An 11495-nucleotide genomic window follows, 5' to 3' on the forward strand; every position below is an offset into this window, starting at 1 on the left:
TCTGTGGCTCTCTTTTTGCAAGGCTCCTCGAGCAGGATTCGAACCTGCAACCCACCGGTTAACAGCCGGTTGCTCTACCGTTGAGCTATCGAGGAATGGAACTCTCACAACGGCTTGCGACATTATTATAACGCGAGCGCCCGCATTAGTCAACACCCTTTTTTCTGGTGCTGGAGAGTCTGGCTAAGGCAGCGCGATAGTTAGCCTGTCATACAGCTAACGCTACAGAGGTGGCTATCCTCACCGACACCTCTCTCCGCCCTGCTCAGTACAGGACTTACCTCACGATCCTGTCACACAAGGGCTTAAGCCCTGTCTTAGCGACCTGGCGGCGTTGCAACTTCGTCTCTAAGGTGTTCTACTATTTCTCAGGACGGAGCGGATACGGTATTCTCCGCAAAAAAGTTCAGGTTCTCCCCCGATTGCAGCGTCCTGGGATTACGCTAGAGTATAGGGTGTTGAGAGCACATCTGAGAGACCTGGGAGATCAGATAGCGGATTTTGCCAAGAGGAGTGCGATGGAGAAGCAGATATTGCACTACTGTACTGCGGCGCGCTGGCCGTTGGCGTTAAGTGTGCTGGCGGGTCTGCTGGCGCTGCTGGCTACCGTTGGGCAGATGGCCTTGCTCAGTTGGGTCGTCGCGCGTGTCTTTCTTGGCCATGCTGATCTACAGCGGGTCGGGCTGGCCCTCGCAGCCCTGCTGGTGATCATTGGCTTGCGGGCTGGCCTGGTCTGGCTGCGCGAATTCAGCGCGCGCCGGGCCGGCCATCGGGTCAAGAGCGAGATGCGACGCCGTCTCTTCGCGCATCTTTTGCTCCTCGGCCCTCTCTTTGTGCGTGGCGAGCGCAGCGGTGAGCTGGTTGCCACACTGAATGAGGGCTGTGAGCGCCTGGAGACTTACGTGGCTCGCTACCTGCCACAGGCCGTCTGGAGCCTGGTTATTCCGCTCCTCTTGCTGGTCATTATCTGGCCACTTGACCATCTCAGCGCCATCCTCTTGCTGATCACTGGCCCTGTCATTCCTATCCTGATGATTGCGGTGGGCAGCTATTCCCAGAAACATATCCAGCGCCAATGGACGACTCTGGCGCGACTGAGCGCGCACTTTCTTGATACCATCCAGGGCCTGGTGACGCTCCATCTCTTTGGGCGCAGCGGCGCCCAGGAAGCGCACGTGGCCCGCCTGAGCGATGAATATCGCCGTCGCACCCTCAGAGTGCTGCGCTACGCCTTCCTCTCTGGCGCGGTCCTGGAATTCATGACCATGCTGGCCATTGGCCTGATCGCTGTCTTCCTGGGTGTGCGCCTCATCAATCGAGAAATACCCTTTGAGCAAGCCTTTCTGGTCTTATTGCTGATACCCGAATTCTATCGCCCGCTGCGAGAGTTGGGCACCCAATATCATGCTGGTATGGAGGGACGTGTTGCGGCTCAGCGCATGCTAGAGATCCTGGCCAGCGTACCGCCGGTCCACGAACCGCGAGAGGCGTCGCTGTCGCTGCCGGCGGCCCCTTTGACGCTCACCTGCGAGCAAGTGACCTGTCGCTACTCCGACAGCGAGCGCCCGGCCCTGCACAATGTGAGCTTTACCCTGCCCGCGGGCTCCTGCACGGCGCTGGTTGGGCGCAGTGGGGCGGGCAAAAGCACGCTGGTCAATCTGCTGCTGCGCTTCATGGAGGTTGAGAGTGGGGCCATTTTGGTCAATGGGCTGCCCCTGGATCGCCTGCCGGCGGATCTCTGGCGGGAGTACGTAGCGCTGGTGCCGCAGCGTCCCTACCTCTTTAGTGGCAGCGTGCGCGACAACATTCGTCTGGCGCGTCCTGGGGCCAGCGACGAAGAAGTAGAGCGCGCCGCCGAGCTGGCGGGAGCGGCGGACTTCATCCGCGATCTGCCGGCGGGCTATGACACCGAGGTAGGCGAGCAAGGTCTGCGACTGAGCGCCGGTCAGCTTCAGCGCCTGGCCCTGGCACGGGCCTTCTTAAAGCAGGCGCCGCTACTGATCCTGGATGAGCCAACCTCTAGCCTTGATCCCGAAAGCGAGGCCCTGTTGAGTGAAGCTCTGGCTCGTCTGCGCTGCCGGTGCACGGTTCTGGTCATTGCCCATCGCATCAACACAGTGGCCGCTGCCGATCAGGTGCTGGTGCTCGACGGTGGGCGCCTGATCGAGTCAGGCCCCCCTGCAACCCTGCTGCAACAACCCACGAGCGCCTTTGCACAATTGATGACGGCCCGGCTGCAAGAGGCTGGGGCCGGGTCCGGGAAGGAGGCCGAGGCTTTATGACCACCAAGCGACCATCGATGAGAACGGCCTGGCGTCTGCTGGCCTTTCTCCGTCCTTTTACTCCTCAGATCATCGTGACGGTGCTCTTGGGTGGCGTCATGGTCGTGGCCAATATGCTCTTGTTGAGCATGGCCTCCTACCTGATCGCTGGGGCGGCCATCGTGACCATGATTGTCTTGCTGAGCATCCCCATTACGATCGTACGCTTGATGGGTCTGGTGCGAGCCGCTGCCCGCTATGGCGAGCGTTTGCTTTCGCATAATGTCACCTTCCGTCTGCTGGCGCATATCCGCGTGGCTATCTATCGCCGATTGGCTCCCCTGGCGCCGGCGCGCCTCTTCCAGTTGCGCAGCGGTGACCTGCTGGCGCGCCTGGTCTCCGACGTTGACGAGCTGCAAAATCTCTACTTGCGTGTGGTGGCGCCGGTCCTGGTGGCGGTGCTGGTCACGGTCATCACCTGCTGGCTCCTGGCGATTTTCAACACGGTCCTGGCCCTGGCGGCCCTCTTCTTCCTGCTCATCACCGGTCTGGGGCTGCCTCTGCTAGCCCTCCGCCTGACGCGCGGCCTGGGGCGTGAGCAGCTGGCGCTGCGTGGCCGGGTCAACGTGCACATTGTGGAGAGCCTGCAGGGAATGAGCGATCTGCTGGCCTACGGACAGGCGACGCGACGGCGTGAGCAGCTGGCTTCCTGGGAGCGACGGCTCGACCGTCTCCAGCGTCGGCTGGCTCTGGCTGGTGGCCTGCAGGAAGGACTGCAAGAGCTGCTGACGGGCCTGGCGGTCTGGTCTATCTTGCTGCTCGCTATTCCTCTGGCGGCGACCAGGCAGATCAACAGCGTCTACCTGGGCTTTCTCGCCATGCTCGTGCTGGCGGCCTTCGAAGCCATCACACCGCTGGCTCAGGCTTTCGGACAGCTCGGCCACTCGCTGGCTGCGGGCGAGCGCCTCTTTAGCATTATCGACACTCCGCCCGCTGTCAGCGATCCAGCGCAGCCGGCGCCCATACCAACCACCAGGTCGCTGGAGCTGGCCTTTGAGGATGTCACCTTCCGCTACGAAGAGGAAGGGCATCAGGTCACCCTGGCGAACATCTCCTTCCGTGTGCCGGCTGGGGCGCGCGTGGCCATCGTCGGCCCGAGTGGAGCCGGCAAAAGCACCTTGCTCCGCCTGGCCATGCGCTTCTGGGACCCACAGGAGGGGCGCATTCTGCTGGCGGGCCAGGACATTCGTTCCTTTGCCCTGGCTGATCTGCGCAGCCTGATGGGCGTGGTAACGCAAGATACCTACCTTTTTAACGACACCATTCGTGGCAATCTCCGTCTGGCGGCACCCTCCGCCACAGAAGGACAGCTCTGGCGGGCCCTGGAACTGGCCCAGCTTGACGACTTCGTACGCCAGTTGCCCGCCGGTCTCGACACCTGGGTCGGCGAGCAGGGCCTCAAACTGTCTGGCGGCGAGCGCCAGCGCCTGGCCATTGCCCGCGCCCTCCTCAAGGATGCGCCGCTGCTCTTGCTCGATGAAGTTACCGCGAACCTGGACCGTCTTACCGAGCAGGCGCTATTTGAGGCACTGGATATGTTGATGCAAGGTCGCACGACGCTGCTCGTGACCCATCGTCTCCTGCACATGGAGCGGATGGATGAAATTCTGGTCGTAGATGGAGGACGCATTGTTGAGCAGGGCAGGCACGAGCACCTGCTGGCGCTTGGCGGCCTCTATCGACGTTTGTGGGAAGTGCAAAACGCTCTGCTGCCTGTGGCCTGAGTGAGCAGTACTCAATCCTGGTTGGAGGCCACAGCGCCGCAGCGGTGGCGTTTCGGTTAGTTCGTGGGAGGTTTGGTCTGCATATGGACCTATCGACCATCTTATCGCGCGTACAATTCGCCTTCACCGTAGGCTATCACTATATCTTTCCCCAGATCACGATGGGGTTAGCCTTCTTGATCGTGCTCTTAAAGACGCTCTACTTGATCAAGAAGGACGAGCGCTACAATATCAGCGCTCGCTTCTGGGCCAAGATTTTTGCCACCAGCTTTGTGCTGGGCGTGGTCACCGGCATTCCGATGGAGTTCCAGTTTGGCACCAACTGGGCGCGCTTCTCCGCCTACGCCGGTGACATCATTGCCCAGACCCTGGCGATGGAGGGGGCCTTTGCCTTCTTCCTGGAGTCGGCCTTTCTCGGCGTCTTTCTCTTCGGCGAGAAGGTTTTCGGGCAGAGAGTGCACTGGCTGGCAGCCGTCATGGTCTGGTTGGGCACCTGGGCCTCTGGGGCCTTCATTGTGGCCTCCAATGCCTGGATGCAGCACCCCGTTGGCTACACCATTGCCGGCAACCGTCTGCACATCTCCAACTACTGGGAGGTGCTGCTCAATCCCTGGATCTTCCCCCAGTACCTGCACACCATGAGCGGGGCGGTCATTACCGGGGCCTTCATCATGGCCGGCCTGGGAGCCTACTATCTGCTGGCCAGGAGCCACGTTGACTACGGGCGCATCTTTGTGACCCTGGGCGTCATCGTCGGCCTCATTGCCAGCGTCATCCAGCTCTATCCCAGCGGCGACCTGGAGGGCCAGCAGGTGGCGAAATACCAGCCGGCCAAGCTGGCGGCCTTCGAAGGTCTCTTTCATACCGAGCAGGGGGCCGGGATTGTCATTCTCGGTCAGCCCAATACAGCGACCGGCCAGCTTGACAACCCGCTGATTGTGCCCAAAGTGCTCAGCTTCCTGACCTATCGCCGTTGGGAGGCGGTAGTCAAGGGTCTGGACGCTTTTCCGCCGAATCAGCGCCCCGATTCGATCGAGCTCCTCTACTACAGCTATCACATCATGGTCGGCCTGGGCACCTTCTTCATCCCGATCATGGGAGTAGCCTGCCTGCTCTGGCTCTGGAAGCGGCGTCTCTTCACGACGCGCTGGATGCTGTGGATCTTGATGCTGGCGACGCCGTTCCCGATCATTGCCAATACCGCAGGATGGTTCACGACCGAGTTGGGCCGCCAGCCGTGGATCATCTACGGGCTGTTACCCACGGCGCAAGGCTCGTCGGCCAACCTTTCGGCGGGCAATGTGCTCTTTACCCTGCTCGGCTTTGCCGGCATGTACCTGTTGCTCGGTCTGCTCTATGTGGTGCTCTCGGTCACAGAAGCCCTCAAGGGGCCTGAGAGCGGCGAAGGTGAGGAGGCCGAGGGTGCGGAAGAGGGCGGTCTGCCTGGCCTGGCCACCGGTACGGTGGCAGAAGGTTGAGCTGAGTGAGGGAGGTCAAGGCTGATGGCAACACTCTGGTTCATTCTTGTCGCCTTTATGTTGACAATGTACGTCCTGCTGGACGGCTTCGACCTGGGCGCCGGCATCATTCACTTGATTGCCGCCCGCACCGACCAGGAGCGGCGCCTCATTCTGCGGGCTATTGGCCCGGTCTGGGACGGCAACGAGGTCTGGATTATCGCCGCTGGCGGTACCCTCTTCTTCACCTTCCCGGTGCTCTACGCCTCCAGCTTCAGCGGCTTCTATCTGCCGCTCTGTATTGTGCTCTGGCTGCTGATGTGGCGTGGCGTCTCCATCGAGCTGCGCTCGCGCGTGCCCAGCCCTGTCTGGGCTTCTTTCTGGGATGGCATGTTCTTCATCGGTAGCACGCTGCTAGCCATCTTCTACGGCGCCGCCCTGGCGAACGTGATCCGCGGCGTGCCCCTGGATGAACATGGCGTCTTCTTTGAGCCGCTGTGGACCGACTTCAACCCCTTTAGCAAGACGCCCGGCATCCTGGACTGGTACACCATCTTGATCGGCCTGATGGCCGCCAGCACCCTGACCATGCACGGCGCCGCCTATATTGCGCGCAAGACCGATGGTGTTCTCAACGCGCGCGCGCGGCGTATCCTGCGCATCAGCTGGCCGATTACCATCCTGCTGACTGTGGTGAGCACGATCGCCACCTTTGCTGTGCAGCCGCAGATCTACGCCAGCTTCAATGCCCGGCCCTGGGGGGCCATCTTCCCCCTGGTGGCCTTCGTCGGTCTGCTGGGCGTGGGCCATTTCGCCTTCCGCAATCGGGATCTGGCGGCCTTCTTCTCATCCTGCGCCTTCATCGCTGGTATGCTGGCCAGCTCGGCTTTCGGCCTCTATCCCGATGTGCTGCCCGCCGTTAATCCGGCCCATAGCCTGACCATTGACAACGCCTCTGGCAGCCCCTACGGGCTGACGGTTGGCCTGGTCTGGTGGCTCATCGGCATTCTCCTCGCCGTGATTTACTTCGTCTTTACCTACCGGCTCTTCTGGGGGAAGGTGACAGCGAAAGGCGAGTACGGCGGCTACTAGTCCCTGGTTGGTTGGGCGAGGCGAAGACAAAAGAGCAATTGGCCGTCGCGCGGCTGAGTATAAGGCGCTGGCTTTGCTGGGGCAGAACCCTGGTGGGGCCAGCGCTGTGCTATACTGTACTATCCAGGCCAGCCGAAGTTGCGGACTGCCCTATCTGTCGCTCGCTCTGTTGCCAGCTGATCGCTGGCTGGTGAAGGCGAGCAATACAGCGGCAGCGACAACTGCCCGGAGATGGAGGGAACATGCTCAGCAGCGCCCAAGACTACCGCGCGATCTGGGAGCAATTCGTTCTGCAGGGTCGTTTGCACGAGGAACTCCTGCCGCCGGCTCTGGCGCAATCCTGGCGGCGCTGCGCGGCGTTGGGCCTCGATCCCTATGGCCAGCCACCAGCGCCTGACCCCGGTTCCACGGCCTCGCAACCGCTCTCGCGCCGCTTGCTGGCTCTCATTCGGCCAGCGATGGAGGACCTCTATCAATTCATCGAAGGATCGGACTCGCTGGTCATCTTTGCCAATGCCGAAGCGCGCATCATTGAGTTGATTGGCGACCCTGAAGCGCGCACCCGGCTTGAGCCGTTAGGGATGCGTGTCGGGACGCTGTGGAGCGAAGAGCAACAGGGGGCCAATGCCCTGGCCCTGGCCCTACAGGAGTCCTTTCCCATTCAGCTAGAGGGCGCCATGCACTACCGTGCCGCCCTGCACGCCCTCTACACCGCTGCTGCACCGGTGCACGATCCCCTTGGGCAAGCGGTCGGCGTCCTGGCTGTGGCTGGTCCCTGTGAGCGCAGCCATGCCCATACCCTTGGGATGGTGGCCGCCGCGGCCCAGGTCATCAGCGGTCAGCTTCAGATGCAGGTCTGGCTCGGCAACACCAACGAACTGCTCGCCGAGCTGAAAATTATTCTGCAAAGCCTGCCGGAGGGCATCCTGTTGCTACGGCGCGACGGTGTGATCTCCCAGATGAACGGACCCGCCGGCTCCTTGCTGGGACTGGTGCCAGCGCGCGTGATGGGGCGACGCCTGCGCGACGTACTGCCGTTGCCCGCCCTGCTCCAGCAAGCGCTCGCCTGTCAGCAGCCCTTGAACGAGGAAGAAATCGTCTTTGAGACGACGCGGGGCCGGGTGACCTGCCTCTGTTCGCTCAAGCCCATCGCGCTCACGGCGGGCGAACCCGAGCCGGCCCTTGGGCGTCTGACGGTGGGCGGTGCGTCTGGTGGGCCGCTGATCTCCGATGGCTTTGTGCTCATCCTGCGCAGCATCGAGCGCGTGCAGAAGCTGGTGAACAGAATGACCGGAGCGCGGGCGCGCCTGACCTTTGCCAACGTCGTAGGGCGCAGCGCCCCGCTGCAAGAAGCCCTACGCCTGGCACGCCTGGCCTCGCATAGCAATTCCACGGTTCTCTTGCATGGCGAGACTGGCGTTGGCAAAGAAATCTTCGCTCAGAGCATCCACAACAACAGTCCCCGGGCCGACGGCCCTTTCGTCGCCATCAACTGCGCCGCCATTCCACGCGAGCTGATCAACACCGAACTCTTCGGCTACGAAGGGGGCTCCTTCACCGGTGCCGACCGCCAGGGGCGCTCAGGCAAGTTTGAGCAGGCGCACGGCGGTACGCTCTTCCTCGATGAGATCGGCGACATGCCCCTGGACCTGCAGACAACCCTGCTGCGGGCCATTGAGACACGAACTATCGTGCGCATCGGTGGGCAGCGCGTCATCCCCATCGACGTGCGCATCATCGCAGCGACTCATAAGGACCTGCGTGAAGAGGTCCGGCGCGGAACCTTCCGCTCCGACCTCTACTATCGCCTCAATGTCCTCTCTATTCATATCCCGTCCCTGCGCGAGCGCCTGGAGGATCTGCCCCTGCTGGTTGAGCATTTTCTCCAGCGGCAGAGTCGGACCCTGGGCCGCTCCTTTGGCATCACGCCGGAGGCGCTGGCCCTGATGGAGCGCTATAGCTGGCCAGGCAATGTACGCGAGCTAGAGAACCTCCTGGAGCGCCTCACCTATCTGGCGCGCTCCGATACTATTACTGTGCAGGACCTGCCGCCAGAGATCCGCCAGGCTGCCGAGACGGAGCCGGCGAGCGCGGCCTCCTCTGCATCCTCCGCGGGGCCGTCTCTTGTGGAGCAGTCGGACCAGGATCAGGCAGACGGGAATGGCTGGCAAGCGGAGCCAGTCATGCCAGGGCTGCATCCGCTCAAGGAGCGCAGTCGCTCGACCGAGGCGAGCGCCATTCTGCAGGCGCTGGAGCACTGTCATGGGCACCCGGGCGAAGCTGCGCGCCTGCTAGGCATTAGCCGTACGACCCTGTGGCGCAAGATGGTGCGCTATGGCCTGCGCCCCACTCCCAGCTCCTCCTCGTTCCCGGCCTCTGGCCCGAGTGAGGCGTTGCCATCATGAAACAGGGTATGTTTCAATAATGAAACTGAGCCAGAAAGATGTTGCAATGATGCAACGCCATCTTGGAAGCGGCGAAGGGAAGGTGTGTGTGCGGTGGCCTGCCGGAAGCGCCTCCCGTTGCGCGAGGGGAGGCTGGCACGAATCTTGCATGTCTTAGGGAATAGACAGGCAAAGCCAGAGGCTCTCATCTGTAGCGAGCGGGGGGCAGGCGGGCGCGGGCGCCTGCCGGACCGAGCGGATATGCTGATATGCTGAACAAGGCCATCGGAGGCGGAGGAAGATCTCCGTGGGCGATGGTGGACCGGCGGGCGGCTCTGGAGTGAGAGGGAGTGCGGGTGAGGCAGGGGGGCAGAGCCGCTGTTTGAGGTCAGAGGAGGGCAATGGAGCGGCCCTCGACTTCTGGGAAAAGGAGGCAGCATGAAGAAGCTCATCAACAGTCCAGAGACGGTCGTCAAAGAAGCGCTAGAAGGCATGGCTGCCATGCATCCCGAGCTGATCCGCGTTGATCTGGAGAATCAGATCATTGTGCGGGCAGACGCACCGGTGCGCGGCAAAGTAGGCGTTGTCTCGGGAGGGGGCAGCGGTCATGAGCCGATGCATGGGGGATTTGTGGGGAGAGGCATGCTTGATGCAGCCTGTCCTGGTGCCATTTTCACTTCGCCGGTTCCCGACCAGATTCTGGCGGCCATGCGAGCTGTCAATGGTGGAGCTGGTGTCTTCCAGATCATCAAGAACTACACTGGTGACGTCCTCAACTTTGAAATGGCGGCGGAGCTGGCCCAAGCTGAAGGCATCGAAGTCGCCAGCGTCATCACCAACGATGACGTTGCCGTCGAGGACAGCCTCTACACCGCCGGTCGGCGCGGCGTCGGAGTCACCGTACTCCTGGAGAAGATCGTGGGGGGTCTGGCCGAGAGCGGTGCCTCGCTGGAGCAGGTAGCGGCCCTGGCCAAGCGTGTCAACGAGCAGGGGCGCAGCATGGGCATGGCCCTGACCTCCTGCACAGTTCCCGCCAAGGGTACGCCCACCTTTGATCTGGGCGAGGATGAGATGGAGATCGGCATTGGCATCCACGGTGAGCCAGGGCGCCGCCGTGTCAAACTGGCCCCGGCTGCCGACATCGTGGAGATGCTGGCCAATCCTATCATCGAGGACCTCGGCCTGAAGGCCGGCGAGCGCGTGCTGGCCTTTGTCAATGGCATGGGGGGCACGCCTTTGATCGAGCTATACATCGTCGCTCGCGAACTGGCGCGTATCCTCAAGGGGCGCAACATCACCATCGCCCGCTCCCTGGTAGGCAGCTATATCACCTCGTTAGAGATGGCTGGCTGCTCCATTACGCTGCTGCGCGTCGATGACGAGATGCTGCGCTACTGGGATGCCCCTGTGCTGACTCCAGCCCTGCGCTGGGGGATCTGAGCCGGGCTGAAGCCGACGGTCGCCCTGTCTTCGTTCGCTGACTTGCCTCACTTGTTCGTCCGTCCAGGCTGGCCTGGCGCAGCTGACAGGCAAGAGCAGGGCAAGGGTCACTTGCTAGCGCCCACCCTTTGCCCTGCTCTGCGCCTCACTCTGTCGCTGTCGCCAGCGGCTTAACCTCATCGTCGGCCTGGACTGGAGTCAAGCAGAGCAGGCAGAGGACCAGGCAACGCGTCCGTCGCGCTCGCCATTATCCTATTTGGTGAATGACGCTCGCGCTGTCAGGCGACCCGCACCCGCACCCCAACACTACGGAGGAGAGCAGGCTATGCCAATCACAACAGAGGATGTCTTACGCTGGATAACGCAAGCGGCCCAGGTTTTTCACGAGCAGCGTGATTATCTCACCCAGCTTGACGCTCCGATCGGCGACGCTGATCATGGCGTCAACATGGATCGCGGTTTCCGCGCCGTTCTCGACAAGCTACCCTCACTGAGCGGCATGGATATCGGTTCCATCTTGAAAACCGTTGGGACAACCCTGGTCTCGACGGTCGGTGGCGCCAGCGGCCCGCTCTATGGAACGGCCTTTCTGCGCGCCGGGATGGTGACCGCTGGTAAGCATGAGCTGGACGAAGCGGACGTTATCGAGATGCTGCAGGCGGCTCTGGATGGGATCAAGGCCCGCGGCAAGGCTCATACCGGTGAGAAGACGATGGTCGATGCACTGGAGCCAGCGCTGGCGGCGGCCCGCAAGGCTCAGGAGCAGCACGAGGGCCTGGCCGTGCTGCTGCGCCGCGCCGCTGAAGCCGCTGAGGAGGGCATGAAGGCTACGATCCCCATGCTGGCTACCAAGGGCAGAGCCAGCTACCTGGGCGAGCGCAGTATCGGGCATCAGGACCCAGGCGCGACCTCTAGCTGGCTGCTACTGAAGACGCTTGCCGAGGTTGCTGACTGAGCCAGAGCCTCCACGTCTGCTTGAGCATCGCTGTTTGCCTGCTTGTCTGCCTGCTTGTCTATCTGCCAGCCACCTGTCTCTCTGCGTAAGAGGGAGCCAGGGGCGGGCTGGAGGGGGACAGG

7 protein-coding genes and 1 tRNA gene are annotated in these 11495 nt (G+C 62.3%); 7 read left to right on the forward strand and 1 reads right to left on the reverse strand.

The genetic code is table 11. The annotated features are described in order from the left end of the window. Nucleotides 1–23: 23 nt before the first annotated feature. A tRNA-Asn gene (locus IRZ31_RS08060) sits at nt 24–95 on the reverse strand. Between the two features lie 423 nt (nt 96–518). Here IRZ31_RS08060 and cydD point away from each other — a divergent pair. From cydD to dhaL, 7 genes are all read left to right on the forward strand, one after another. After that, entirely contained in the window at nt 519–2282 is a 1764-nt protein-coding gene (gene cydD, locus IRZ31_RS08065; RefSeq protein ID WP_297152140.1) for a thiol reductant ABC exporter subunit CydD, read from the forward strand. Further along, nucleotides 2279–4045: a thiol reductant ABC exporter subunit CydC gene (gene cydC / locus IRZ31_RS08070; RefSeq protein ID WP_297152143.1), complete on the forward strand. Its 1767-nt coding sequence runs from the start codon at nt 2279–2281 to the stop codon at nt 4043–4045. Before cydD ends, cydC begins: the two co-directional genes overlap by 4 nt. Before the next feature lie 83 nt (nt 4046–4128). Continuing rightward, nucleotides 4129–5523, forward strand: coding sequence for a cytochrome ubiquinol oxidase subunit I (locus tag IRZ31_RS08075; protein WP_297152146.1), 1395 nt, complete (start codon nt 4129–4131; stop codon nt 5521–5523). A gap of 24 nt (nt 5524–5547) precedes the next feature. After that, complete coding sequence (gene cydB / locus IRZ31_RS08080; protein ID WP_297152149.1) at nt 5548–6594, forward strand: cytochrome d ubiquinol oxidase subunit II; 1047 nt, start codon at nt 5548–5550, stop codon at nt 6592–6594. Between the two features lie 242 nt (nt 6595–6836). Further along, on the forward strand, nt 6837–8999 hold the full coding sequence (locus IRZ31_RS08085) for a sigma 54-interacting transcriptional regulator (RefSeq protein WP_297152152.1): 2163 nt from the start codon (nt 6837–6839) through the stop codon (nt 8997–8999). A gap of 417 nt (nt 9000–9416) precedes the next feature. Beyond that, complete coding sequence (gene dhaK / locus IRZ31_RS08090; RefSeq protein WP_151729710.1) at nt 9417–10418, forward strand: dihydroxyacetone kinase subunit DhaK; 1002 nt, start codon at nt 9417–9419, stop codon at nt 10416–10418. Nucleotides 10419–10743: 325 nt separating this feature from the next. Then, the gene (gene dhaL, locus IRZ31_RS08095) at nt 10744–11373 is read left to right on the forward strand and encodes a dihydroxyacetone kinase subunit DhaL (RefSeq protein ID WP_297152157.1); all 630 of its coding nucleotides are present in this window, start codon (nt 10744–10746) and stop codon (nt 11371–11373) included. Nucleotides 11374–11495: the final 122 nt, after the last annotated feature.

It is taken from the genome of Thermogemmatispora sp., from assembly GCF_019683635.1.
Classification (GTDB): Bacteria; Chloroflexota; Ktedonobacteria; order Ktedonobacterales; family Ktedonobacteraceae; genus Thermogemmatispora.

Coding starts and splice junctions, on each gene's coding strand:
- cydD (WP_297152140.1), top strand. CDS start 519: ATGGAGAAGCAGATATTGCACTACTGTACTGCGGCGCGCTGGCCGTTG.
- cydC (WP_297152143.1), top strand. CDS start 2,279: ATGACCACCAAGCGACCATCGATGAGAACGGCCTGGCGTCTGCTGGCC.
- IRZ31_RS08075 (WP_297152146.1), top strand. CDS start 4,129: ATGGACCTATCGACCATCTTATCGCGCGTACAATTCGCCTTCACCGTA.
- cydB (WP_297152149.1), top strand. CDS start 5,548: ATGGCAACACTCTGGTTCATTCTTGTCGCCTTTATGTTGACAATGTAC.
- IRZ31_RS08085 (WP_297152152.1), top strand. CDS start 6,837: ATGCTCAGCAGCGCCCAAGACTACCGCGCGATCTGGGAGCAATTCGTT.
- dhaK (WP_151729710.1), top strand. CDS start 9,417: ATGAAGAAGCTCATCAACAGTCCAGAGACGGTCGTCAAAGAAGCGCTA.
- dhaL (WP_297152157.1), top strand. CDS start 10,744: ATGCCAATCACAACAGAGGATGTCTTACGCTGGATAACGCAAGCGGCC.